Annotated in this window: 19 protein-coding genes; 6 read left to right on the forward strand and 13 right to left on the reverse strand. The window is 72.2% G+C overall.

The window, feature by feature from the left end:
- Positions 1 to 170: 170 nt before the first annotated feature.
- Positions 171 to 1,493: a GNAT family N-acetyltransferase gene (locus QOL16_RS13050; RefSeq protein ID WP_071282035.1), complete on the forward strand. Its 1,323-nt coding sequence runs from the start codon at positions 171 to 173 to the stop codon at positions 1,491 to 1,493.
- A 195-nt stretch (positions 1,494 to 1,688) separates the two neighbouring features.
- Here the strand turns inward: QOL16_RS13050 and QOL16_RS13055 are convergent, their stop codons facing one another.
- The 6 genes from QOL16_RS13055 to QOL16_RS13080 all read right to left on the reverse strand — a co-directional run bounded on the left by QOL16_RS13055 (position 1,689) and on the right by QOL16_RS13080 (position 10,302).
- On the reverse strand, positions 1,689 to 3,221 hold the full coding sequence (locus QOL16_RS13055; RefSeq protein WP_139266273.1) for an NlpC/P60 family protein: 1,533 nt from the start codon (positions 3,219 to 3,221) through the stop codon (positions 1,689 to 1,691).
- Positions 3,222 to 3,376: 155 nt separating this feature from the next.
- Positions 3,377 to 4,375: an ABC transporter permease gene (locus QOL16_RS13060; RefSeq protein WP_071247872.1), complete on the reverse strand. Its 999-nt coding sequence runs from the start codon at positions 4,373 to 4,375 to the stop codon at positions 3,377 to 3,379.
- Entirely contained in the window at positions 4,372 to 5,310 is a 939-nt protein-coding gene (locus QOL16_RS13065; RefSeq protein WP_065964161.1) for an ABC transporter permease, read from the reverse strand. The genes QOL16_RS13060 and QOL16_RS13065 overlap by 4 nt, the downstream gene beginning before the upstream one ends.
- A complete protein-coding gene (locus QOL16_RS13070; RefSeq protein ID WP_071282039.1) occupies positions 5,307 to 7,058 on the reverse strand; it encodes an ABC transporter ATP-binding protein in 1,752 nt (583 codons plus the stop codon). Before QOL16_RS13070 ends, QOL16_RS13065 begins: the two co-directional genes overlap by 4 nt.
- Entirely contained in the window at positions 7,055 to 8,722 is a 1,668-nt protein-coding gene (locus QOL16_RS13075) for an ABC transporter substrate-binding protein (protein ID WP_071282042.1), read from the reverse strand. Before QOL16_RS13075 ends, QOL16_RS13070 begins: the two co-directional genes overlap by 4 nt.
- A gap of 299 nt (positions 8,723 to 9,021) precedes the next feature.
- Positions 9,022 to 10,302 (reverse strand): MFS transporter, encoded by a 1,281-nt coding sequence (locus QOL16_RS13080; RefSeq protein ID WP_065962162.1) that lies wholly within the window; start codon positions 10,300 to 10,302, stop codon positions 9,022 to 9,024.
- 56 nt (positions 10,303 to 10,358) lie between these two features.
- Here QOL16_RS13080 and QOL16_RS13085 point away from each other — a divergent pair, with 56 nt between their 5' ends.
- On the forward strand, positions 10,359 to 11,315 hold the full coding sequence (locus tag QOL16_RS13085; protein WP_071247859.1) for a DUF5937 family protein: 957 nt from the start codon (positions 10,359 to 10,361) through the stop codon (positions 11,313 to 11,315).
- Positions 11,316 to 11,325: 10 nt separating this feature from the next.
- Here QOL16_RS13085 and QOL16_RS13090 read toward each other — a convergent pair whose 3' ends face one another.
- On the reverse strand, positions 11,326 to 11,838 hold the full coding sequence (locus QOL16_RS13090; protein ID WP_305410952.1) for a MarR family winged helix-turn-helix transcriptional regulator: 513 nt from the start codon (positions 11,836 to 11,838) through the stop codon (positions 11,326 to 11,328).
- A 40-nt stretch (positions 11,839 to 11,878) separates the two neighbouring features.
- Here QOL16_RS13090 and QOL16_RS13095 point away from each other — a divergent pair, with 40 nt between their 5' ends.
- A complete protein-coding gene (locus tag QOL16_RS13095; RefSeq protein ID WP_071282046.1) occupies positions 11,879 to 12,766 on the forward strand; it encodes a DMT family transporter in 888 nt (295 codons plus the stop codon).
- Here QOL16_RS13095 and QOL16_RS13100 read toward each other — a convergent pair.
- The 6 genes from QOL16_RS13100 to QOL16_RS13125 all read right to left on the reverse strand — a co-directional run bounded on the left by QOL16_RS13100 (position 12,763) and on the right by QOL16_RS13125 (position 20,559).
- Complete coding sequence (locus tag QOL16_RS13100) at positions 12,763 to 13,608, reverse strand: hypothetical protein (protein WP_071247848.1); 846 nt, start codon at positions 13,606 to 13,608, stop codon at positions 12,763 to 12,765. The genes QOL16_RS13095 and QOL16_RS13100 overlap by 4 nt on opposite strands.
- A gap of 536 nt (positions 13,609 to 14,144) precedes the next feature.
- Positions 14,145 to 15,404: an FAD-binding protein gene (locus QOL16_RS13105; RefSeq protein WP_071247984.1), complete on the reverse strand. Its 1,260-nt coding sequence runs from the start codon at positions 15,402 to 15,404 to the stop codon at positions 14,145 to 14,147.
- Between the two features lie 10 nt (positions 15,405 to 15,414).
- Positions 15,415 to 16,938, reverse strand: coding sequence for an L-arabinose isomerase (gene araA / locus QOL16_RS13110; RefSeq protein WP_071282048.1), 1,524 nt, complete (start codon positions 16,936 to 16,938; stop codon positions 15,415 to 15,417).
- Positions 16,935 to 17,675: an L-ribulose-5-phosphate 4-epimerase gene (locus tag QOL16_RS13115; protein ID WP_071282050.1), complete on the reverse strand. Its 741-nt coding sequence runs from the start codon at positions 17,673 to 17,675 to the stop codon at positions 16,935 to 16,937. The genes araA and QOL16_RS13115 overlap by 4 nt, the downstream gene beginning before the upstream one ends.
- Entirely contained in the window at positions 17,672 to 19,378 is a 1,707-nt protein-coding gene (locus tag QOL16_RS13120; protein ID WP_065962178.1) for a xylulokinase, read from the reverse strand. Before QOL16_RS13120 ends, QOL16_RS13115 begins: the two co-directional genes overlap by 4 nt.
- 131 nt (positions 19,379 to 19,509) lie before the next feature.
- Positions 19,510 to 20,559, reverse strand: a complete 1,050-nt coding sequence (locus tag QOL16_RS13125) for a substrate-binding domain-containing protein (RefSeq protein WP_065962180.1) — start codon at positions 20,557 to 20,559, stop codon at positions 19,510 to 19,512.
- A 248-nt stretch (positions 20,560 to 20,807) separates the two neighbouring features.
- On the opposite strand from QOL16_RS13125, the gene chvE reads away from it, so the two are divergent.
- From chvE to mmsB, 3 genes are all read left to right on the forward strand, one after another.
- Positions 20,808 to 21,938, forward strand: coding sequence for a multiple monosaccharide ABC transporter substrate-binding protein (gene chvE, locus QOL16_RS13130; protein WP_065962182.1), 1,131 nt, complete (start codon positions 20,808 to 20,810; stop codon positions 21,936 to 21,938).
- Between the two features lie 104 nt (positions 21,939 to 22,042).
- A complete protein-coding gene (gene mmsA / locus QOL16_RS13135; RefSeq protein ID WP_065962184.1) occupies positions 22,043 to 23,584 on the forward strand; it encodes a multiple monosaccharide ABC transporter ATP-binding protein in 1,542 nt (513 codons plus the stop codon).
- Complete coding sequence (mmsB, locus tag QOL16_RS13140; protein ID WP_065962187.1) at positions 23,581 to 24,762, forward strand: multiple monosaccharide ABC transporter permease; 1,182 nt, start codon at positions 23,581 to 23,583, stop codon at positions 24,760 to 24,762. The genes mmsA and mmsB overlap by 4 nt, the downstream gene beginning before the upstream one ends.
- The last annotated feature ends 1 nt before the right edge of the window (position 24,763 follow it).

Here is a 24,763-nt window from a genome sequence, read left to right on the forward strand (position 1 = left end):
GGCACCGGCCGGGAGGCCCGTGGCGGGCCCGCCCCGCGCCTCCCGTCCGGCGCCGGGTCGCGCCCCGCGGATGGAGCAGACGACGTCGGCTCGCGCCCGTCCACCCGACGGTTCCTGCTCCGTCCGCGGAGGGAGGCGGCCGCGCGAGCCGCCCCGGTAGGGTCGGGAACGTGAGCAACGATGCATTCGACGACCGCTACGAGCTGCGCGAGTTCGCGCCCGGTACGGACGAGCAGGGGGCACCGGACGCCGTGACCGACGCGTGGATGCACGCCGTCGGGCTCGGCTTCCACGAGCCGCACCCGGACGCTGAGGGCGCCGCGCGGATGGTGGCGAACATGGTCGCCGACGACGAGACCTTCCTCGGGGTGTACGTCCGCGAGCCCCTGCCCGGCTCGGTGGACGCGACGTGGCCCGCTGGCACGTTCACCTGGTTCCGCAAGGCCCTGAGCTGGGGCGACGGCGCGACCATCGACACCCAGGCGATCTCCGCCGTGACCGTCCGACCGACCGAACGTCGGCGCGGGATCCTCCGCCGGATGATGACGCACGCCCTCGAGCGCGGCGTCGCCGAGGGGTACGCGGTCGCGTCGCTGACCGCCTCCGAGGGCACCATCTACCGGCGCTTCGGCTTCGGCTGCGCGATCCGCGAGCGCGCGGTGCGTGTCCGTCGCGCACGGGCGCTCCCGTTGCTCGCACCGACGAGCGGCCGGGTGTCGGTCGTCACGCCGGAGTGGCTGGACGAGGGCACCGCCCGCGCCGTGTTCGACCGGTTCGACGCCCGCACCCCGGGGTCGATGGTGCGGAACGCCGGCACCTGGCCGATCGTCCTCGGGCTCCGGAACGGCGACGGCTCCCCCGCGAAGGACGTCCGCGGCGCCGTGCACCGCCCCGACGACTCGGACGAGGTCGACGGCTACGTGACCTGGCGCGTCAAGGAGGGCTCGGGCCGCGACCAGGACACCGTGCTCGAGGTCGTCGACCTGGTCTACGCGACCGACGAGGCGTACCTGTCGCTCTGGGAGTTCCTGCTCTCGATCGACCTGAACGACGTGGTGCGGTACAGCCGCTCGCGCCTGGACGACCCGATCGTCGCGGCCATCGGCGACAACCGCGCGTACGACGTCGACCACGAGGAGGACCACGTCTGGCTCCGCGTGCTCGACGTCGCGGCGGTGCTGTCCGCGCGGCCGTTCGCGGTCGACGGCTCGCTGACCCTCGCCGTGTCCGACGCGATGGGCTTCGCGGCGGGCACGTACCGGCTCGACGTCGTGGACGGCCGCGGCACGGTGACCCGCACGGCGGACGAGCCGCGCGACGACGCCGACCTGCAGATGGACGTCGCGGAGCTCGGCGCGGTCCTCATCGGCTCGGTCTCGCCGCGGACGCTCGCGGCGGCCGGGCTCGTGCGGGCCACGGACCCGGCGGCGGTGACGCGCTTCGCGGCGATGCTGACCCCGGTGCGCACGCCGCACGGCATCACGTACTTCTAGGGGACGCCCCCGGTCGGCGGGCGTCCCCCGCGCCGGGCCCGGCCGGGTCCACGCCCGCGCCCGAAACGGTTCGTGCCGCCGAACGCGACGTGGGCGGTCCCCAGCAGCGAGGAATCGCTGCGAGGGACCGCCCACGTCGCACCGAGCGGGGGACGGAGGCGAGGGAGGTCGGGGCACGCCCCGACCTCCCGGTCCTCACTGCGCCAGGATCGCCGGGCTCGTGCCGGCCTGCATCCCGACGTCGAAGGCCGTGGCCGCATCGTCGTTCGTGACCGTCCAGAGGTCGTTCGTGTTCGTCTGGACCGCCACCACGTAGCCACTGCCGACCTCGGCGATCGCCGGGCTGGTCCCCGCCGCCATGCCGATGTCGAACGCCGTCGCCGCCTTGCCGTCGGTGATCGTCCACAGCTTGCCGGTGTTCGTCTGCGCCGCGATCACGTAGCCGCCCGACGGGAGTGCCAGGACCGACGGACTCGTGCCCGCCTTCATGCCGACCGGGAACGCCGTCGCGGCCTTCGTGTTCGTCACGCTCCAGAGCGCACCGGTGTTCGTCTGCGCTGCGATGACGTAGCCGCCGTTCGCGGTGGTCGTCACCGACGGGCTCGTGCCGGCCTGCATGCCGACGGTGAAGTCCGTCGCGGCCTTCGTGTCGGTGATGCTCCAGAGGTCGCCCGAGTTCGTCTGCACAGCGACGACGTACCCGCCGCCCGGGGTCGCGGCGATCGACGGGCTGGTGCCGGCGGCCATGCCGACCGGGAAGGCCGTGGCCGCCTTGGTGTTCGTGATCGTCCAGAGCGCGCCCGTGTTCGTCTGCACCGCGATGACGTACCCGCCACCCGAGGTCGGGATGATCGACGGGCTCGTCCCGGCCTTCATGCCGACCGGGAACGAGGTCGCGGCACCGTCGGACGTGATCGTCCACAGGGCACCGCCGGCGGCCTGGAACGCCGACACGTACTTGCCGCCGCCCAGGGTGGCGACCGCCGGGCTGGTACCCGCGGCGACGCCGACCGGGTAGGCGGTGGCCGCCTTGCTCGCGGTGATGCTCCAGAGCTTGCCGGTGTTCACCTGCTCGGCCGTGACGTACGAGGTGGTGTGGACGGTGCCCGCACCGGAACCGGAGCCGGACAGCGACCCGGTCGGGCGCCCGACGACGTCGAGGAGCTGCTCACCGGGCTCCGACCACAGCGTCTGCTCCTTGACGCCCTCGCCCGGAGCGGCCGCCGCGACCATGTACCCGTTGCCGAGGTAGATCCCGTCGTGCAGGAAGTTCCCGGAGGTCGTGCCGGTCGACGTCCAGAACAGGACGTCCCCGGGCTCGGCGTTCGCCCGGGACACGAGGTTCCCCTTCAGCGCGTTGAACTCGTCACCGACGACGGGGCGCGATGCCCCGTTCGACAGGTCGATGCCCGCCTGGAGGTACGACTTCCAGACCAGCCCGGAGCAGTCCCACTCCGTCGGCCCGTTGCCCCCGAGCACGTACTCGGTGTTGGCCGTCCCCCCGTCGGTCCTGCTCCACATGCTCTCGGCGTAGGCGATGGCCGAGTTCGCCGCGGCCGAGGGACCGCCGCCCGTGTCGTGTCCGGGCTGGCTCGCCACGGCCGGAGCGGCGAGGCCGACCGTCCCGGCGATGGCGATCGCGGCGGCCGCGATCCCGATGAGCGTCTTCTTCGCCCGCGAGCGTGCCGTCGTCGGCACCACTGCGGGATCCCCTTGAGAGTTGATCACGGCCGAATGCTCGACCTGTCCACGGAGCGCGACAAGTCCGGCGTTCGGAGGACACGCGGGGGACGGCCCCAGCGTCCAGGCGGGCTCGCCCCGTCAGAGGTGTGGGGAGTCTCAGCGGCGCGCCCGGGATCCGGTGCCCGAGCGTGTGGGGGCGCTCAGGCCCGGCGCCGCACGCGGGGGTCGACGAACGCGTAGACGACGTCGACGACCAGGTTCGCCGTGACGATGAGCAGCGCCGAGAACACCGTGAACCCGACGACCACCTGCAGGTCCAGGGACCGCACCGCGTCGATGAGCAGCGCGCCGAGGCCCTGCATCGAGAACACCTTCTCGGTGATGACCGCCCCGCCGAGCAGCGAACCGAGGTCGAGCCCGAACAGCGTGACCACGGGCAGGATCGCCGTCCGGAGCCCGTGCCGCACGACGACCTGGCGTTCGCGCAGGCCCTTGGCCCGGGCGGTCCGCACGAAGTCCTGCGACATCGACTCGAGCATCTCGCCGCGGGTGAGCCGGGCGTAGATCGCGGCGCTGATGAACGCGAGGACGCACCACGGCAGCACCAGGTGCACGAACCAGCCGACCGGGTCCTCGGCGAACGGCACGTACCCGCTGGTCGGCAGCCACCCGAGGGTGAACCCGAAGAGCAGGATCGCGAGCAGTCCGATCAGGTACGCGGGCGAGGACACCCCCGCGACCGCGACGGTCATCACGGCGCGGTCCGCGAGCGACCCGCGGCGCAGGGCCGACACGGTCCCGCCGGCGACCCCGACCACGAGCCAGAGCACGGCGGCGCCGACCGCGATCGACGCGGTGACGGGCAGGCGCGACGTGATGAGGTTCGTGACCGAGTCGTGCAGCTGGAACGAGTACCCGAAGCAGGGCGCCGCGCAGCTGATCGTCGAGGCACCGGAGCCGAACGTGCGCCCGGCGAAGATGCCCGCCAGGTACGCGCCGAACTGGGCGATCCAGGGCTTGTCGGTCCCGAGGAACGACTGCACGTCGGCCAGGCGCTCGGGCGTGCACGGCTTGTCGCAGATGGCCTGCGCCGGGTTGGTCGGCAGGAGCATGAACAGCGCGTACGTGACGGCCGCGACGACGAGCAGCACGACGACCGCGCCGAGCACGCGGACGGCCAGGAAGCGGAGGGCGTTCACCGGGCACCTCCGCGCGGGTCGAGGGCGTCGCGCAGGGCGTCACCCAGCACGTTGAAGGCCAGGGTGATGAGGAACAGGGCGGCTCCGGGGAAGACGAGGTACATCGGGTCGGTCTGCACCCAGCCGATCGCGTCGCCGATGCTCCGACCCCACGAGGGCGTCGGCGGCGTGACCCCGACGGCGAGGAACGACAGCGCGGCCTCGGCGCCGATCATCGACGGGATCGAGATCGTGGCGTAGACGGTGATCGTGGCGGAGAGGTTCGGCAGCAGCTGCGTCCGGATGACGTGCCAGCGGCCGGCACCCATCGCGGTCGAGGCGACGACGTAGTTCCGGGTGACGAGGGACAGCGTCTGCCCGCGCACGACCCGGGCGACGGCCGGCCAGCCGAAGAACCCGATCACGAGCACGACGAGCAGCGGCTTCGGGAACGACGTCGGCACGACCGCGGTCAGCGCGATCATGAACACCAACGACGGGAAGCCGAAGATGACGTCGACGACCCGGGACAGCACCCGGTCGTACCAGCCGCCCAGGAACCCGGTCGTGACGCCGACGAGCACGCCGATCACGATCGACATCGCGGTCGCGGCGATCCCGATCCCGAGCGAGGTCCGGGCGCCGTAGGTGACGATCGCGAACAGGTCGCGGCCGGTCAGCGGCTCGACGCCGAACCAGTGCGTGCCGCTCACACCGCCCGCGGCACCGCGCGGAGCACCGAAGTCGTTCAGCGCGTCGACGTGGTACCGGTACGGGTCCTGCCCGCTCACCGCGGCGATGAGCGGCGCGGCGAGGGCGACGACCACGAACAGCGCGATCACCACGGCGGCCACGACCGCCCACCGGTCCCGGGCGACGCGACGCACGACGGCACGGAAGCCGGTCGTCCGTCCGCCGGCCACGGGGACCGGGCTGTCGACGACGTTCGCGGTCACGGTGCCACTCCTTCCCACGCACGCCAGGCGGCCCGGCGCTCGGCCTGCCGTGCCGGGTCGGCGACCGGCGCCGCGGCGAGCAGCATGCGCGTGTAGTCCTGCTCCGGGTCGTCGAGGACCCGCTCGGTGGTGCCCCGCTCGACGATCCGGCCGCCGTGCAGCACGACGACCTCGTCCGCGAGCTGCCGGACGACGGCGAGGTCGTGGCTGACGAGCAGCATGCCGAAGCCGAACTCGTCCTGCAGGTCGGCGAGCAGGTCGAGCACGGCCGCCTGCACGGTGACGTCGAGGGCGCTCGTGGGCTCGTCGGCGATCACGAGCGCGGGGCGGAGGGCGAGCGCCCGGGCCACGGCCACGCGCTGGCGCTGCCCGCCCGAGAGCTGGTGCGGGAACCGCTCGGCCCACGTCGGGTCGAGCTGGACCGCGGCGAGGAGCTCGGCCACGCGCGCAGCCCGGTCGGCGGGTGACGCCGCCGTGTGCACCAGGAGCGGCTCGGCGATGCTCCACCCGATCGTCTGCCGCGGGTTGAGCGACGACGCCGGGTCCTGGAAGACGATGCCGACGCGGCTGCGGAGCTCGCGCAGCCGCCTGCCGCGGGCGGTGCGGAGGTCGCTGCCGTCCACCTCGACGCTGCCGTGCACGACGGGGACGAGCCCGGCGAGCGCGCGCCCGATGGTCGACTTGCCGGAACCGGACTCCCCCACGAGCCCGAGCGTCCGCCCGGCCTGCAGGTCGAGGTCGATGCCGCTGACGGTCGGCTCACCACGGCGCGCGTAGCGCACGGCGACGTCGCGCAGGCGCGCGACGACCGGACGGGAGGCGCGGCTCGCCTCCGTCGCGTCGCCCACGTCCGTCCCGGGTCGCGTGACCGACGGGGCGGACCCGTCACGGGCCTCCCGGTCGGCGTCCGTCCCGGGTCGCGTGACCGACGTGGCGGACGCGGCACGCGCCTCCCGGCCGCTGCCCGTCTCGAGGACCGGCACCGCGTCGAGCAGCTGCCGCGTGTACGCGGCGGCGGGGCGGGCGAAGACGTCGACGACCGAGCCGGTCTCGACGGGGTCGCCGCGACGCATCACGAGCACCTCGTCGGCGACGTCCGCGACCACGCCCATGTCGTGCGTGATGAGCAGGACGGCGAGCGAGCGTTCGACGCCGAGCCGACGGAGCAGGTCGAGGATCCCGGCCTGCACGGTGACGTCGAGCGCCGTCGTCGGCTCGTCCGCGATGAGCGCCACCGGGTCTCCCGCGAGCGCCATCGCGATCATCGCGCGCTGCAGCTGGCCACCCGAGAGCTCGTGCGGGTAGGCCTTCCGGATCCGCTGCGGGTCGTCGAGCCCGGCGGACCGCAGGAGCTCGTCGACGCGGGCCGAGACCCCGGCGCGGTCGAGGTCGGTCGGGTGCGCGCGGACGGCCTCGGCGATCTGCGTGCCGATCGACAGGACCGGCGTGAACGAGTTCATCGGCTCCTGGAACACCACGCCGATGCCGGCGCCGCGGACCGCCCGGAGCCGGTCCGCCGAGGCGCCCACGAGCTCGTCGCCGCGGAACCGGACGCTGCCGCTGACCCGAGCCTCGGGTGGGAGCAGACCGAGCACGCTCATCGCGCTCACGGACTTGCCCGACCCGGACTCGCCGACGAGCGCGAGCACCCGGCCGGGTGTCAGGGCGAAGGAGACGTCACGGACGACGGGCTCCGCGTCGCCGAACGCGACGCGGAGCCCCTCGACCTCGAGCAGCGGCGCACTCACTTCGCGAGCGAGACCTTGAGGTAGTTCGGGTACGCCGGGAAGTCCGCGATCCGGAAGTTCTCGACGTTCGAGCCGGCCAGGAAGGACTGCTTCGCGTAGATCAGCGGGACGACGGGTGCGTCGGCCATGATCTTCCGGTCGGCCTCGGCCCAGAGCTGCTGGGCGTCGGACTGGTCGATCGTGCCGGTGGCCTTCGCGATGAGGGCGTCGACCTCGGGGTTGCTGTACTTCGAGACGTTGTAGCCGCCCCCGCCGATCTGCGAGGAGTCGTACAGCGGCTGCAGGTTGGCGTTCGCGCTCGGGAAGTCCGGCTGCCAGCTCGACAGCGACAGGTCGAAGTCGGTGCCGTTCGTGGTCGCCTGCGTGAAGGAGTCGTAGTCGAGCGGCTTCAGCGTGACCTGGATCCCGACGCGCTTCAGGCCGGCCTGGAGCGCCTGCGCCTGTGCGAGGTACGTCGGGTCGTTCTGGGTGACGAGCGTGAGGTTCAGGTCGGTGGCACCGGCCTCCTTGAGGAGCGCCTTCGCCTTGTCGACGTCACCGGTGGGGCTCGTCTTGTAGAGGTCGTAGTCCTTGCGGCCCGCGATGCCGGGCGTGATGAGCGTCGAGGCGTACTCGCCGGCCAGTGCACCACCGGCGGCGATGCGGAACGACTTGCGGTCCACGGCGTACTGCAGCGCCTGGCGCACCTTGAGGTCCTGGAGCTGGCCGCGCTGCGTGTTGATCGCCATGTAGGTGATCGGGCCGGCCTTGCTCGTCGCGAGGCGGTCCTGCGCGGAGGGGTTCGCGCGGACCTGGTTGAGTTCGGCGGCGCCGAGGTAGATCGCGCCGAACGAGTCCTTGGCGTCACCGTTGTCGGCGATCAGGCTCTGGGTGGTGGTCGAGGCGTCCTGCGACTCCTTGAACACGATCTTCGACGGGCCCGCGGTGCGGATGCTGTCGGTCTTCGCGCTCCACTCCTTGTTGCGGACGAGCGTGACCTGCGAGCCCTGCGTGTTCGACTGGACCTGGTACGGGCCGGAGGACACGGGCTTGGCGTCGTACGCACCGGTGTCCGTGCCCTGGCCCTCGGGGACGGGGGCGAACGCCGGCATCGAGGCGAGCCACGGCCAGTCGCCGTACGCGCTGTCCAGCTTGAAGACGATGGTCTTGTCGTCCGGGGTCTCGATGCTGTCGAGGGTCTTCCCCTCGAACGGCCCCTGGTACTCGCTACCGCCGACGAGCAGCGACTTGTGGTAGCTCAGGCCACCGGTCAGGTTCGGGGCGAACGAGCGCTCGATCCCCCACTTGACGTCCTTGGTGGTGATCGGTGTGCCGTCCTGGAACTTCAGGCCGTCCTTGAGCGTGTACGTCCAGGTCTTGCCACCGTCGCTCGACTCGCCCGTCGTGGTGGCGAGGTCCGGCACGACCTTCGCGGTCTTGCCGGGCTCGACGTCCCACGTGGTGAGCCGCCGTGCGACGAGACCCATCGACGTGATCCCGAGGCTCTGGCTCGTCGCCGGGTCGAAGTGCAGCGCGGTCTGGGGCGTGAGGATGTTGAGCGTCCCGCCCTTGCTCGTGCCGGCGGACGCGTCGTCCGAGGCGCTGCCGCCCGTGCAGCCCGTCAGCACCAGGGCTGCGGCTGCGGCGACGGCCGCGGTGATCGTCAAGCGCTTGGGGCGGTGCATGGCGTGCTGCTCCTCGTGGGGGGGGGTCGTGGGGGTGGCTGCCGCGGCTGGGCGGCTGGCGCCGTCGGTTCGGGTGGCCGGGCGGCGTCCATCCTGACACCGTGCCGCGCGGGCGTCCGAACCCCGCGGGGTCCGGACGACACGGGGCGCAACATTGCAGGACGCAACAGTGTCGGACCCGAGGTGCAACGCGGGTGCGTGCCGGGTATTCCCCGGTGGGTCCGGGAGGCGCGGTGCGGCGCCGCTGGGCCGGTCGCGGCGCGCGGGTGGTCCGGTCGGGCGCGGGGGCGCGCCGCGGCTCAGGTGGTCGGGAGCGCGCGGGCGGCCCGTGTGGCGACGGCGGCCACGGCGAGCGCCGCGCCGAGGAACACCACCGCCAGGATCGCCCACCCGACCGTCCCCATGTCGATCGCCGTGACCGTGACGACGGTCGGCGCGAGCATCGCCGCCACGGCGTAGCCGGTGCCGTACACGCCCTGGTAGGCACCGATCCGGTCGGCCGGTGCGAGCTCGAAGCTCAGCGCCCACCCGGCTGCGCTCGAGGTGATCTCGGCGAGCGAGTGCGCGACCGCCGCCACGACCAACACGGCCGCCGCGACCGCGACCGGCACCCAGTCGTCCCCGCGCACCCACCCGGCCGCCGCCCACAGCCCGCACGCGACCGCCATCACCCAGCCGGCGTGCCGCATCACCCGCGCCGCGCCCGCCACGGTGTCGGTACCGCGGCTCATCCGCACCTGGAGCAGGACCACGGCCACGGTGTTCACGAGCAGGAGCGGCGACACGAGCACGTCCGGTGCGACCGTGTGCTGGACGACCCAGAGCGGCACCGCGACCTCGAACAGTCCGAACTGCATGCCGAACACGCCCGTCAGGGCCGACACCGCGAGGAACCGCACGTCACGGTAGGGGCTGCGGCCCGCGGGCTCCCGACGGAGGATCGTGCCGGTGTCGGTGCGCTCGGCGGGGGCGGGGTCGACGCGTGCCGCCCGGAGTCCGGCGACGAGGAACGCCGACGAGACGAAGAGCAGCCCCGACACGACCATCGTCACGCGGTACGCCTCGCCCGTCCCGATCGCGAGGGGGATCGCCGCGAGCGCCGTGCCGACCCCGATGCCGACGTTCGTCACGGTGCGCATGGTCGCGCGCACCCGGACGCGGTCCGGTCCCGGGAAGGCCCGGCCGACCGCGGCACTGCGGACCGAGCCGCCGCCCTGCTGCGCGAGCGTGACGACCGAGGCGGTGAGGATCAGCGTCGGGAGGTCGTGCACGAGCACGTAGGCGACCAGCGCCGTGCCCTGGACGACGTGCAGCCAGACGAGCATGCGACGGGCGCTGTACCGGTCGGCCAGGTGCCCGAACACCAGCGAGGACGCGACGCCGACCGCACCGGCCACCGTGAGCCCGAGGCCGACCGCGACCGGGGGGATGCCGACGATCGTGATGAGGTAGAGGGACGTCAGCGTGAAGAAGGCGCCGCGGCCCAGGGTGTCGACGAGCGTGACGGTGAGCAGGCGTCGGAGCGTGGTGTCCCGGCGGACGAGTTCGCGGATCGGGACCTGCTGCTCGGCGGTGCTCATCCCACAGTTCTGGCAGGGACGGGGGTGCCGTGCGAACGGATGTAGGTTCGGGCTTCATGATCCGCTACCGCCTCGAACCGTCGGACGTGTCGGCCGTCCGGTTCGGGATCTCGCCGCTGTCCGAACTCGGGCTCGGACTCCGCGCGTTCCGGGAGCCGGAGCGGTACCCGTTGCAGCGCCCGTGGACCGATCGCGTCGCGGGGGTCCTGCCGTTGCTCGACCGCGAGGTCCTGTCCGGGCTCGTCGACGACCGCCGGTGGGTGGCGGACTTCGTGAACCCGCGGCCCGACTCACCGCTGACGTCGTTCGACGACGAGCTCCGTGCCCTCGGTCGGATCCGGCCGGAGCGGCTCCGCGGGGACCTCGAGCGCGTGCACGGCACGGTCCCCGCGGTGTTCACCGGACGCCACGACCGCGTGGTCGAACGGCTCCAACAGGCCCTCGCGACGACGTGGGAGCTGTGCTTCGCGCCGTACTGGCCGCGGATGCGCCGCGTGCTGCAGGCGGACGTCACCCACCGCGGCCGGGTCGCTGCGCACGAGGGGGTCGGCGCGGTGCTCGCCGGACTGTCCGAGAGCGTGCGGTTCGACGGCCGGCACGTGGACGTCCGCCTGAGCAGTCCGATCGCCCGGGACCGGCCCGTGCAGGGCGAGGGGCTCACGCTCGTGCCGTCCGTGTTCGTCGTCCGGGCGTCGACGCCGATCGACGACGACCTGCCCCCGACGGTGATGTACCCGGCCCGCGGGCAGGGCGCCATGTGGTCGACCGCGTCCCACCCCGACGCCGGAGCCGTGCGGGACCTGCTCGGCCGGACCCGGGCGGCGCTGCTCGAGGCCCTGGGCGAGCCGTCGTCGTCGACCGACCTGGCGATGCGCTTCGGGGTGTCGACGTCGGCGGTGAACCAGCACCTGCGCGTGATGGAGCGCGGCGGGCTGCTCAACCGCACGCGGTACGGCAGGGCGGTCCTGTACTACCGCAGCACGGTCGGCGACGCGCTCCTCCGGCGGGAGTGACCGCCGCCCCTCAGTCCCCGGGGTCGAGCCGGCCCAGCCACGAGCGCAGCACGTCCTCGAGCAGCCGCTGATCACGCGCGGGGACCAGGTCGAGCAGTCGCCGCTCGTTCGCCATGTGCGCCGTGAGGGCCGCGTCGATCAGCTGCAGCCCGGCCGCTGTGAGGCGCACCGCCCGGCCCCGACCGTCGGCGTCGCTCACACGCCGCACCACGAGCCCGGAACGTTCGAGCCGGTCGAGCCGTTTCGTCATCCCACCGCTGGTCACCATCGTGGAGACGGCGAGGTCGCCGGCGCTCCGCTCGTAGGGTGCCCCGGCCCGACGCAGCGCCGCCAGGACGTCGAACTCCCCTTCGCTGAGGCCGTGCTCGGCGTACACGGCGGTGATCTCCTCGGTGAGCCGCGCCGCCAACCGGTGCAGGCGTCCGACGACCCCCTGCGGCGCGACGTCGACGTCGGGGCGCTCGCGGCGCCACTCCTCCTGGATGCGCGCGACCCGGTCCTGGCGTTCGTCGTCTCCGTCCACGAGCACCACTTTAACTTCCCGGGAAGCTATGTTGTCTTCCATGGAAGACAACAAGCGGTGGATCCTCGTCGCGGCGCTGGCACCCGTCCTGTGGGGCAGCTCCTACTTCGTCACGAGGACGTTCCTCCCACCCGGTGCCCTCTGGGGCGGGACCCTCCGCGCGCTCCCGGCGGGACTCCTCCTGCTCGCGATCGTCCGGCGGGTCCCGCACGGCTCGTGGTGGTGGAAGGCCGTGGTGCTCGGCGTGCTGAACGTCGGCGGGTTCTTCGTGCTCGTGTACCAGGCGGCGCAGCTGCTGCCCTCGAGCATCGCGTCGACCGTCATGGCGACCGCACCGATCACCCTCGCGCTCCTGGCCTGGGCCGTCCTCGGCGAGCGTCCGTCCGGGTGGCGCCTGGCCGGGGCCACCGTGGGCATCGGCGGCGTCGCGCTGCTCCTCCTCGGCGGGGCCGGGCACGTCGACGGCACCGGTGTCGTGACGTCGGTCGCGGCGATGGGGGCGTCCTCGCTCGGCTTCGTCCTCGGCAAGAAGTGGAACCCGGAGGTCGGTGTCCTCCCGTCCACCGCGTGGCAGCTCGTCGTCGGGGGCATCGTCCTGCTGCCGGCCGCGTTCCTCGTCGACGGTCCGCCGCCCCACCTCGGGCCGGCGGCGCTCGCGGCCACCGTGTGGCTCACGCTCGCCGCGACCGCCGTCGCGTACCTGACGTGGTTCACGGCACTCGACCACCTCCGCGGGGACGTGATCGGACTGGTCGGGTTGCTCAACCCGGTCGCCGGCGTGCTGCTCGGCGTGATGGTCGGTGGCGAAGCCCTCGGGACGCGTCAGCTGATCGGCCTCGGGCTCGTCCTGACCGGCATCGCCGGACCGCTGCTGCTCGGACCGCGGGGCACCACCACGGTGGCTCCCGCCGCGCGCGCACACCCCTAGCGGTCGAACAACCCACCGAGGAAGTCACTGCCGAGGTTCGACGCCTGCTCGCCCAGCCCACCGGCCTGCTCGCCGAAGCCCGCGACCTGCTCACCCAGCCCGCCGGCCTGCTCACCGAGTCCGCCGAGGAACTCCCCGCCACCGGCGGCGACGCCCTCGAAGTCGACGCCGAGGTCCGCGGCACCCGCGAGGACCGGCCCGGCAGCGGCACTGAGGACCGCTCCCCCGGCGACGGCGACCGCGAGGCCGCCGACCGCCATCGCACCGGCACCGACCGCCGCGCCGCCCGCGAAGGAGCCACCCCGGCCGCCGAGGGCACGCCGGAGGAGTCCGGGCCGCGCGACCTCGGCGCGGGTCGCCGCACGGGCCATGCCGCCGGCGGAGTCGTCGCGCAGGTGCTCGTGTGGCGGCAGCTCGGAGTTGAGGCGGTCACGGACCTGCTGGCGCTGCGCGGGCGTGAGCCGGGCGAAGGCGTCGTGGTGGACCTGCTCGAGACGCTCCGGGGGCGCCGTGCGGAGCAGGTAGTCGTACTTCGCGAGGGCGACCGCGTCCGGGTCGACGTGCCCGCGCTGCTGCGGTCGCTGACCGTGCTGCTGCGACTGTCCGTACGACTGCTGGCCGTGCTGCTGCGACTGTCCGTACGACTGCTGCTGGGGCGCCTGCTCCCGCTGCCGGTCGTCCCCGGTCAGTTTGTCCGCCGCGGTCCGGACGATGTTGCGCCAATCGGTCCCACCCGACGACTGCGGGGTCGCGGAGTCCGGGCTCCTTTGCCCGCGCTGCTTCTGCATCTGCTTGTCGATGACCTTCGAGGCCATGCCGAGGATCCGGTTGAGGTTCGCCATGACCCAACCTTTGTGATCACACATGTGAGCACTCAGCATCGCAGCCGTGCCCCAGCCGTCGAACGCCTGCGCATCTCCTGAGGCAGGCGTCGGCACCCGACAGTTCCCGCGTGGAGACCCGCACGTGGTACATCACCGGACACTCCGGTAGTCTCTCCGCGGCTGCGGGACCGCCGGACCGCAGCCAGGCGGACGAGCGAGGCCCGGACCTGCTGGAACAGATCCGGGCCTCAGTTCGCCTTCCGAGTGGAAAGCCAGGGATGCATCACCATCCCCGAGCTCGTCGCTCGGATCGATGGTAGCCGAGCCCGCTCGGCACCGCATCCCTGACCGGAAGCTCCTCGTGTCCGCCGGCGACGACACCGGGAGGTCATCGATGTCGCGAGACGACGACGACCGGACCAGGCGTCAGGCGTTGTGGCTGGGGGTCGCGAGCTTGCTCGTGAACTCCGTCCGGCTCCTGGTCGACCTGCTCCGCAAGGGCTAGGGAAGCGGGTGCCCCTCGTCGCAGCCGGCGGCGAGGGGCACCCCCGCCGTCAGGCCAGCAGCCGCGCCAGGAACGCGTTGCGGAACCGCCCGGTCGGGTCGAGGTCCCGCGCGAGGGCTGCGAAGTCGTCGAGCCGCGGGTACGCCTCGTGCAGGCGCTCGACACCCGCTGCGGAGACCTTGCCCCAGTGCGGCCGCGGGTCGAACGGCGCGAGGACCTCCTCGATCCGCTCGACCGCCGCCGCGACGGCCGCGGGGTCCCGACGGAAGGTGAAGTGCAGGCCCACCGACTGCCGACCGGTCGAGGGCGCGAGCCACGCGGTGTCCGCGGCGATCGTCCGGACCTCGGCGGCGATGAGGATCGGCGCGAACACGTCGTGCAGCGGGCGGAGCGTCTCGAGCGCGGCGACGGCGGACGCCGCCGGGACGAGGTACTCCGCCTGGATCTCCGCGCCGGTGGACGGCGTGAAGGTCGACCGGAAGTGCGGCAGCCGTTCGGACCACGGCCCGGGGACGCCGCCCTGCTCGGTGACGCCGGCGGTGTCGTTCTCTCCGGGGTGCACGGGCCCGGTCGCGCGTCGGGCACCGAGCGCGACGAGGTCGACCGACGGCGCGGGCTCGTCGACGCGGTGCTTCGTCCAGACCTGGCGGGCGCCGCGGTCGTCGAACGCCGTGAACAGCGAGACCGAGTAGGCGTCGGACACCACCGCCTCGAAGTGTCCGAGCACCGCGTCCCACGGCAGGTCGAGGTGCACGGTCGTCGCGACCCGGAACGTCGGCTCGATCGCGAGCTCGACCGCGGACACGACGCCGAGCGCGCCGAGCGCCACCCGGTGCGCGTCGAGCGCACCGTCCGGCGAGGACGCGTCGACGACCGCGAGCGAGCCGTCCGCGCGGACGACCTCGAGTCCGACCACCGCCTGCGCGAGCGAGGGGTTGCGGACGCCCGAGCCGTGCGTCCCGGTCGCGACCGCACCGGCCACCGAGATGTGCGGCAGGGACGCGAGGTTCGCGAGGGCCCAGCCACGGGCCTCCAGGCCGGCGGCCACCTGCGCGTGCGTCATGCCGGCGGCGACCCGCACCACCCGACGCTCGGCGTCGACGTCGAGCACGGGCGGCAGCCCGGCGAGCGTGACCTGGACGGCGTCGGTGTCGGCGATCTCGTTGAACGAGTGCGTCGAGCCGAGCGCCGTCAGGCGCGGTGTGGCCGCGACGAGCTGCTGCAGGTCCGCCACCGAGGTGGGGCGGGCCAGCGCGGAGGCACGGTACGTGACGTTCCCGGCCCAGTTGGTGCGCGTCGTCGCGGCCACGGTCACGGTCCTAGAACCCGCGGTCGAGCCGGTGCCACGCCTGCTGCAGGCGGAGCTCGTCCGTGAACGCGCGGGCGGTGGTGTGCTCGTCGATGACCAGGAACTCGGTGCCGACCATCGTCGCGAGGTCCTCGACCACCTGCAGGCCCACGGCCGTCGTCATCACGGTGTGGTGCGCGGCCCCGGCGGTGAGCCAGGCCTCCGCGGCGACCGGGAAGGACGGGCGCGGCTCCCACACGGCACGGCCGACCGGGAGCTTCGGCAGCGCCTCGGTCGGGGGCACCACGTCGACGACGTTCGCGGTGAGGCGGAAGCCGTCGCGGGTGTCGGACAGCGCGACGACCACGGCCTCGCCCGCGTCGGCGGTGAAGACCAGGCGGACCGGGTCGTCCTTGCCGCCGATGCCGAGCGGGTGGACCTCGAGCGTCGGCGTCGCGGTGGTGAGCGTCGGCGAGACCTCCAGCATGTGGGCGCCGAGGATCTTCTCCGCACCCGGGGTGAGGTCGTACGTGTAGTCCTCCATGAGCGACGCGCCACCGGGGAGCCCGGCGCCGGCGACGTTCATCGCGCGGACCAGGACGGCGGTCTTCCAGTCGCCCTCGGCGCCGAAGCCGTAGCCGTCCGCCATCAGCCGCTGCACCGCGAGGCCGGGCAGCTGCTTGAGCGTGCCGAGGTCCTCGAAGTTCGTGGTGAACGCGGCGCTGTCGTTCTGCTCGAGCAGGGCGCGGAGGCCGAGTTCGATCGCGGCACCGTCGCGGAGCGCGTCGTGGCGGTCGCCGCCGTTCCGCAGCGCCGGGACCACGTCGTAGTCGCGCTCGTACGACGCGACGAGGGCGTCCACCGCCGCGGTGTCCGCCTCCGCGTCCGCGACGGCGGCAGCGAGCTCGTTCACGGCCCAGGTGTTCACCTGCACGCCGAGCTCGATCTCGGCCTCGGTCTTGTCGCCCTCGGTGACGGCGACGTACCGCATGTTGTCGCCGAAGCGCGTGAGCTTGAGGGACCGGACGGCGGCGGCACCGGCCGCGGCACGGGTCCAGTCGGACACGCGCTGCTGCACGCGCGGGTCGGACACGTGACCGACCGCGGTCGCGTGGCGGACGCCGAGGCGCGCCAGGGCGTACCCGAACTCGCGGTCGCCGTGCGCGGCCTGGTTGAGGTTCATGAAGTCGAAGTCGATGTCGCCCCACGGGAGCGCGACGTTCGCCTGCGTGTGCAGGTGCAGGAGCGGCTTCGTGAGGGCCTGCAGGCCGCCGATCCACATCTTCGCCGGGCTGAACGTGTGCATCCACGTGGTGACGCCGATGACCTTGTCGTCGCTGCTGGCCTCGATGAGGGCGCGGCGGATGCCGTCGGCGTCCTTGAGGACGGGCTTCCACACGAGCTTCACCGGCAGCGCTCTGGCGAGCTCGGCGTGCACGGCCCGGCTCTGCTCCTCGACCTGGCGGAGGGTCTCCTCGCCGTACAGGCCCTGCGACCCGGTGAGGAACCAGACCTCGTAGCTGTCCAGGGTGGCCTGGGGGTTCACCTGCGTCATCGCATGGCTCCTTCGGGGTTCTGTCCGTAGACGTTCTGGTAGCGATCGAAGAGTCGATCGACGTTCTCCGGCGCGATCGGGACGAGCTCGCCGCCCTGCTTCGCGATGTGCACGGTGCGGGCGACGTCCTCGCACATGACCGCGGCCTTGACGGCGTCCTTCGCGTCCTTGCCGATCGTGAACACGCCGTGGTTCTGCATGAGCACCGCGCGGGAGCGGTGGCCGGCGAGGGTGTCGACGATGCCGCGGCCGATCGAGTCGTCGCCGATGATCGCGAACGGTCCGACCGGGATCGGGCCGCCGAACTCGTCCGCCATCGCGGTGATCACGCAGGGGATCTCCTCGGCGCGGGCCGCCCACGCCGTCGCGTAGGTCGAGTGCGTGTGCACGACCCCGCCCACCTCGGGCATGTTCCGGTAGACGAAGGCGTGCGCGGCGGTGTCGGAGGACGGGCCGTGCGCGTTGCCCCACCCTTCTGCCGGCACGCCGTCGAGGGTGCAGACGACCTGGTTCTCCGGGGTGAGGTCGTCGCTCGACACCCCGCTCGGCTTGATCACGAACAGGTCGGTGCCGCGCACGCGCTCGGACACGTTGCCGCCGGTCCAGATGACCAGGCCGTAGCGGACGAGCTCGCCGTGCAGGCGGGCCACGCGCTCGCGCGCGCGGGCGACGGCCGCCTTCGTCTCCTCGGTCGGCGCGCTCGGCGCGGTCGGGGCGGTCGGGGTCGGGTCCGTCATGCGGCTGGCTCCTGCTCGGTCTGGAGGCGCGGCTCGGCCTCGTCGGTCGGCTCGGCCTGGTCGGCCGGTGCGTCGGTGCGGGTGGTCGCGGCCGCCACGGCCTGCACGGGCAGGGCCGCGCGGTAGCGGTCGAGGTAGGTCCGGAAGCCCGCGACGTCGGTCGGGTCGGGTTCGGCCACGTGCACGGCGTCGCCGCCGAACACGGTGTCGGCCAGGAAGTCGGCGAGCGTGCGGTCGGTGTGCTCGAGGTACGCCGCGAGCACGGCGATCCCCCACGCACCGCCCTCGCCCGCGGTCTCCTCGAGGGCGACGGGGACGCGCAGGGCCGCCGCGAGCAGGCGCTGCGGTGCGCCCGGGGTCCGGAAGAGCCCGCCGTGCGCGGTCATCCGGTCGACCGCGACGTCCTCGCCGTGCAGGACCTCCATGCCGATCGCGAGGGTGGCGAACGCGCCGTGCACCTCGGAGCGGACGAGGTTGCCGAGCGTGAACCGGGCGCCGGGGGTGCGGAGGAGCAGGGGGCGCCCGTCCTCGACACCCGTGACGGGTTCGCCGGCCAGGTAGTTGAAGGAGAGCAGCCCGCCCGCGTCCGGCTCGGCGTCGGCCGCCTCGGCGAGCAGCGTCGCGTAGACGTCGTCGATCGCGACGGCCGCGCCGCCCGTGCGCTCGCTCGTCGCCTGGGCGAAGCGGCCGAACACCCGTGCCCACGCGGCGATCTCGCTCGCGCCGTTGTTGCAGTGCACCATCGCGACGGCGTCGCCGGACGGGGTGGTGACCACGTCGAGTTCCTCGTGCGGCGTGCCGAGGGGACGCTCGAGGACGACCATCGCGAAGATGCTCGTGCCGACGCTGACGTTGCCGGTGCGGGGTGCGACGGCGTTCGTCGCGACCATGCCCGTGCCGGCGTCGCCCTCCGGCGGGCAGAAGGCCACGCCGGGCTGCAGGGTCCCGGTCGGGTCGAGCCACGCGGCGCCCTCGGGGGTGAGCGCGCCGGCGTCCTCGCCCGCGACGAGCACCTCGGGCAGCAGGGCGCGGAGGTCCGGGACCGCCTCGCCGAGCAGCTCCTGCGTGGTCGCCAGCATGTCGTGGTCCCAGTCACGGCGACCAGGCTCCCCCGGGCCGCTGTCGACGGGCGCGCTGTCGATCGGGAAGACGCCGCTCGCGTCGCCGACGCCGAGGACGTCCTGCCCGGTCAGACGTCGGTGCACGTAGCCCGCGAGGGTCGTGATGCCGGCGACCTGCGCCACGTGCGGCTCGTCGTCGAGGACGGCCTGCACGAGGTGCGCGATCGACCAGCGCTGCGGCACGTTGAAGTCGAGCGCGGCGCTCAGCCGTTCGGCCGCGGGGCCGGTCGAGGTGTTCCGCCACGTGCGGAACGGCACGAGCAGCTCGCCGTCCTGGTCGAACGGCAGGTAGCCGTGCATCATCGCGGAGACGCCCGCGGCGCGGAAGCTCGTCGGTCGGACGCCGTACTGCCGTTCGACGTCGGCGACCAGGTCGGCGTAGGCCGCACGGAGCCCGGTCTCGACGGCGAGGAGCGAGTAGGTCCACCGTCCGTCGACGTACTCGTTCTCCCACTCGTGGGACCCGGCGGCGATCGGGACGAGGTCCTCGTCCACCAGGCACGCCTTGATGCGGGTCGACCCGAGCTCGATGCCGAGCGTCGTCCGCCCGTCCTCGACCTGTCGTCGGCGGTCGTCGCTCATGTGTCCTCCTGAGACCTCGTCGTCCTCCGTGAGCGCTCACATCCTGGCACGTGAGCGCTCACTCGCGCAACGTGCGACTCGCCGTGCGGGCGGCAGGTGTCGCGCGGGGCCCTCGGCGACGACCAGCGCGGCTAGGCGCTGCGCCGCACCACCAGCTCGGGCAGCAGCAGCGTCTCGTCGCGCGGCTCGCCCTCGACCAGGGCGCGCACGGACTCGAGCACCCGCTGCCCCATCGCCATGAAGTCCTGCCGCACGGTGGTGAGCGGCGGGGTGAAGTGCGCGGCCTCGGGGACGTCGTCGAACCCGACCACCGCCACGTCGTCGGGCACCCGGAGGCCGTCGTCGGCGAAGGCGTGCAGGACCCCGAGCGCCATCTGGTCGTTCCCGGCGAACACCGCGTCGACGACCGCGGTGTCGATCTGGCGTGCGGCCGCGAACCCGCTCGCGGGGGTCCAGTCGCCGTCGAGCACGACGGGGGTCAGGCCGGCCTCGCGCATGATCCGCACGTAGGTGTCGCGGCGGACCTCGGACTCCTGCGACACGGCGGGACCGGCGACGTGGACGACGTGCCGGTGCCCGCGGCCGAACAGGTGCTCCATGACGAGGGTCGTGCCGGCGGCCTGGTCGATCGCGACCGCGGCGACGCTCGGCGCCACCGGGGTGCGGACCGCGTCGCGCTGCACGGCGTTCGCGACCACGACCGGGACGGTCACCGGGATCGTCAGCGACTCGAGGGCCGCGAGCACGCGGTTGTCGGCCGCGACGAGCACGATCGCGGCGACGTCCTGGGCGAGCAGCGTGGTGAGCGCGCCGGACAGGTCGGCGGGCCGAGGGGCGTCGGGCAGCGTGGACAGCAGCACGTGGTAGCCGGCGGACCGTGCGGCGCGTTCGAACCCGATCGAGGTGCTCGACGGCCCGTACAGCGCGTCGCCCGCGGTGATGATGCCGAGCGCCCGGCTCCGTCCGCCGGCGAGGGCCCGGGCGGCGGCGCGGGGCCGGTAGCCGAGCGCCGTCACGGCGTCGGTGACCTGCGAGCGGAACTGCTCGCGGACCGTCGGGTCGCCGTTGATCACCCGGGACACCGTCTGGTGGGAGACGCCCGCGCGCTCGGCGACGTCGAAGATCGTGGGGGCCTTGCGGCGTCTGCCGCCGGCGCTCCCGAGCGCGGTCGTGGTCGTCACGTGGCTGAGCGTACCGCCCGGGTCGTCCGGCTCCGCAACCCCTCCGAGCGGTGGCGAGCGGGCCCCGGTGCCCGCTGCGCGAAGCCGCACGCCCCGCCGGAACATCCCGTCACCGCGACGGGGGAGTTGACACCCCGGCACGGAACACCCCATCATGTGAGCGCTCACACGAGCACATCCCAGCGGGGCACAGCAGCCCCAGCACCTGAGCGCGTCGACGTCGACGCGAGAGGAACAGAGGTACTTCGATGATGAAGCGCAGGATCATCGCGGGGGTCGCGGCCCTCGGCATCGCGTTCTCCCTGGCAGCATGCTCGGCCGGTGGCCGTGGTGCGACCGACAGCGGCGCCGGCAGCGGCGACAACAAGGGCGCGCTCGTCGGCGTGGCCATGCCCACCAAGGTCTCCGAGCGGTGGATCAAGGACGGCGACGCCGTCAAGAGCGACCTCGAGAAGGCCGGCTACAAGGTCGACCTCGAGTACGGCGACAACAAGGTCCAGCAGCAGGCCCAGCAGGTCAGCAACATGATCACCAAGGGCGCGAAGGTCCTGATCATCGCGTCGATCGACGGTGGCGCCCTGTCCGACCAGCTCGACGCCGCCGCCAAGGCCGGCATCAAGGTGATCTCGTACGACCGCCTGCTCACCGGCAACAAGAACGTCGACTACTACGTGTCGTTCGACAACGAGAAGGTCGGCGTCGACCAGGCCAACTCGCTGCTGACCGGCCTCGGGCTGCTCGACAAGGACGGCAAGAAGACGGACGAGAAGGGTCCGTTCAACATCGAGGTGTTCGCCGGCTCGCCCGACGACAACAACGCCACGTTCTTCTTCAACGGCGCGATGAAGACCCTCAAGCCGTACCTCGAGGACGGCACGCTGAAGATCGGCTCCGGCCAGGACGGCTTCACGCAGGCCGCCACGCAGCAGTGGGACCCGGCGACCGCCAAGGCCCGCATGCAGAACCTCGTCGCGAAGTCGTACTCCGGCGGCACCAAGCTCGACGGTGTCCTGTCGCCCTACGACGGCATGTCGATCGGCATCATCTCGGCCCTGCAGGGCGCCGGCTACGGCTCGGGTGACCGTCCCCTCCCGGTGATCACCGGTCAGGACGCCGAGGCCGCCTCGGTCAAGTCGATCATCGCGGGCCAGCAGTACTCCACCATCTACAAGGACACGCGCAAGCTCGCGAAGCAGTCCGCGACGATGGCCGAGGACCTGCTCGCCGGCAAGAAGCCCGAGGTCAACGACACCAAGAGCTACGACAACAAGGTCAAGGTCGTCCCGACCTACCTGTTCCAGCCCACGGTCGTCACGAAGGACAACTACAAGGAAGTCCTCGTCGACTCGGGGTACTACACCGAGGCCGACCTCAAGTAGGTCCTGCCCCATCTGACGGACAGGAGGCGCGGTGCCAGCGCGCACCGCGCCTCCTGTCCGTCTCCACCAGCGCGCGCACGCGCGCACGACGGAAAGGCGTCCACATGGCGGACACCATCCTCGAGATGCGGGACATCACCAAGACCTTCCCCGGGGTCAAGGCCCTGCAGGGCGTCAGCATCGAGGTCGAGCGCGGTCAGGTCCACGCGATCTGCGGCGAGAACGGCGCGGGCAAGTCCACGCTGATGAAGGTCCTGTCGGGCGTCTACCCGCACGGCTCCTTCGACGGTGAGATCCTGCTCGACGGTCAGCCGGTGAAGTTCGGCTCCATCAACGACTCCGAGGCCGCGGGCGTGGTGATCATCCACCAGGAGCTCGCGCTCAGTCCCTTCCTCTCGATCGCCGAGAACATCTTCCTCGGCAACGAGCGCGCCACCGGCGGGCTCATCGACTGGAACAAGACGAACCTCGAGGCCGCGGCGCTGCTCAAGCGCGTCGGGCTCAAGGACAACCCGGTCACGAAGATCGTGGACATCGGCGTCGGCAAGCAGCAGCTCGTCGAGATCGCGAAGGCGCTGTCCAAGGAGGTGAAGCTCCTCATCCTCGACGAGCCCACCGCCGCGCTGAACGACGACGACTCCGAGCACCTGCTCGAGCTGATCCGCACGCTGCAGGCCGAGGGCATGACGGCGATCATCATCAGCCACAAGCTCAACGAGATCAAGGCGATCGCCGACAAGGTCACGATCATCCGCGACGGCCAGACCATCGAGACCCTCGACATGCACGCCGGCGAGGTCTCCGAGGACCGCATCATCCGCGGCATGGTCGGTCGCGACCTGTCCAACCGGTACCCGGAGCACGAGCCGAAGATCGGCGAGGAACTCCTGCGCATCGAGGACTGGACCGTCCACCACCCGCTCGACGCCTCGCGCGAGATCATCCACCAGGCCAACCTCACGGTCCGCGCGGGCGAGATCGTCGGCATCGCCGGGCTCATGGGCGCCGGCCGCACCGAGCTCGCGATGAGCGTCTTCGGCCACTCGTACGGCGCCGGCATCTCGGGCACCGTCTACAAGCGCGGCGTGCCGATCAAGACGAACACCGTGACCCGGGCGATCGACAACGGCATCGCCTACGCGACCGAGGACCGCAAGCGCTACGGCCTGAACCTCATCGACGACATCAAGCGGAACGTCTCCGGCTCGGCGCTCGGGAAGCTCGCGCAGTGGGGCTTCGTGAACGGCTCGAAGGAGACGACCGTCGCCGGCCAGTTCCTGAAGAGCATGAACATCAAGGCGCCGTCGGTGAACGCGGTGACCGGGAAGCTCTCCGGCGGCAACCAGCAGAAGGTCGTCCTGTCGAAGTGGATGTACGCCGACCCCGACGTGCTCATCCTCGACGAGCCGACGCGCGGCATCGACGTCGGCGCGAAGTACGAGATCTACACGATCATCAACCAGCTCGCGGACCAGGGGAAGGGCATCATCGTCATCTCCTCGGAGCTGCCGGAACTCCTCGGCATCTGCGACCGCATCTACACGCTCTCCGAGGGCACGATCACCGCTGACGTGCCCCGCTCCGAGGCCACGCCCGAGGTCCTCATGCAGTACATGACCCAGGAACGGGAGACCACCGTCAAATGAACGCGCTCAAGTCCGCCGCCGGCTACCTCACCGGGCAGCTCCGACAGATCGGCCTGTTCATCGCGCTGATCGTCATCGTGATCTTCTTCCAGGCGACGACCGGCGGGATCACCCTCGCGCCGATCAACGTCTCGAACCTGATCGTCCAGAACAGCTACATCCTCATCCTCGCCATCGGCATGGTGATGGTCATCATCGCGGGCCACATCGACCTGTCGGTCGGCTCGGTCGTCGCCTTCACGGGCGCCATGGCCGGCGTGATGATCACGCAGTGGGGCATCCCGTGGCCGATCGCGGTCGTCCTGTGCCTCGTGCTCGGTGGCCTCGTGGGCGCCTGGCAGGGCTTCTGGATCGCCTACTTCGGCATCCCGGCGTTCATCGTGACGCTGGCGGGCATGCTCGCCTTCCGCGGTGCGGCGCAGATCGTCCTGCAGAACCAGCAGATCTCACCCTTCCCGGACGGCTTCCGCTCGCTCGGCTCCGGCTTCCTGCCGTCGTTCGGCACCTCGGGCTACGAGCCGCTGACGATGATCCTCGGCTTCGCGGCCGCCGCGATCATGGTCGTCGTCTCGCTGCGCGGTCGCGCCACCCGCCGCAAGTACCAGCTCGAGAGCGAGCCGCTCGTGTGGTTCCTCGTCAAGCTCGCGTTCGGCGTCGTGCTCGTCGTCTACGTGTCGCTCCTGCTCGCCAGCTACAACGGCACCCCGATCGTGCTCGTCGTGCTCGGCCTGCTCGTGGTCGTCTACTCGGTCGTCATGCGCAGCGCGGTCTTCGGTCGCCACGTGTACGCGATCGGTGGCAACGCCCTCGCGGCGCAGCTGTCCGGCGTGAAGACCAAGCGCGTCACGTTCCTGCTCTTCGTGAACATGGGCGTCATCGCGGCCCTGGCGGGCGTGGTCTTCACCGGCCAGCTCAACCTCGCCGCCCCGGGTGCCGGCAACGGCTTCGAGCTCGACGCCATCGCGGCCGTGTTCATCGGTGGCGCAGCCGTCACCGGCGGCATCGGCACGGTGCCGGGCGCGATCATCGGTGGTCTCATCATCGGCATCCTGAACAACGGCATGTCGATCCTCGGTGTCGGTACCGAGTACCAGTCGCTCATCAAGGGCCTGGTGCTGCTCGCCGCCGTCGCGTTCGACGTGTTCAACAAGCGTCGGGCCGCGTCCGCGCGCAAGTAGG

Source organism: Curtobacterium sp. MCBA15_004, assembly GCF_001865055.2.
Lineage (GTDB): Bacteria > Actinomycetota > Actinomycetes > Actinomycetales > Microbacteriaceae > Curtobacterium.

Excerpts from the sequence above, each read along its gene's own strand:
- QOL16_RS13120 (WP_065962178.1), bottom strand. The coding sequence starts at position 19,378 with ATGAGCGACGACCGCCGACGACAGGTCGAGGACGGGCGGACGACGCTC.
- araA (WP_071282048.1), bottom strand. The coding sequence starts at position 16,938 with ATGACGCAGGTGAACCCCCAGGCCACCCTGGACAGCTACGAGGTCTGG.
- mmsB (WP_065962187.1), top strand. The coding sequence starts at position 23,581 with ATGAACGCGCTCAAGTCCGCCGCCGGCTACCTCACCGGGCAGCTCCGA.
- chvE (WP_065962182.1), top strand. The coding sequence starts at position 20,808 with ATGATGAAGCGCAGGATCATCGCGGGGGTCGCGGCCCTCGGCATCGCG.
- QOL16_RS13085 (WP_071247859.1), top strand. The coding sequence starts at position 10,359 with ATGATCCGCTACCGCCTCGAACCGTCGGACGTGTCGGCCGTCCGGTTC.
- QOL16_RS13075 (WP_071282042.1), bottom strand. The coding sequence starts at position 8,722 with ATGCACCGCCCCAAGCGCTTGACGATCACCGCGGCCGTCGCCGCAGCC.
- QOL16_RS13100 (WP_071247848.1), bottom strand. The coding sequence starts at position 13,608 with ATGGCGAACCTCAACCGGATCCTCGGCATGGCCTCGAAGGTCATCGAC.
- mmsA (WP_065962184.1), top strand. The coding sequence starts at position 22,043 with ATGGCGGACACCATCCTCGAGATGCGGGACATCACCAAGACCTTCCCC.
- QOL16_RS13115 (WP_071282050.1), bottom strand. The coding sequence starts at position 17,675 with ATGACGGACCCGACCCCGACCGCCCCGACCGCGCCGAGCGCGCCGACC.
- QOL16_RS13080 (WP_065962162.1), bottom strand. The coding sequence starts at position 10,302 with ATGAGCACCGCCGAGCAGCAGGTCCCGATCCGCGAACTCGTCCGCCGG.
- QOL16_RS13095 (WP_071282046.1), top strand. The coding sequence starts at position 11,879 with ATGGAAGACAACAAGCGGTGGATCCTCGTCGCGGCGCTGGCACCCGTC.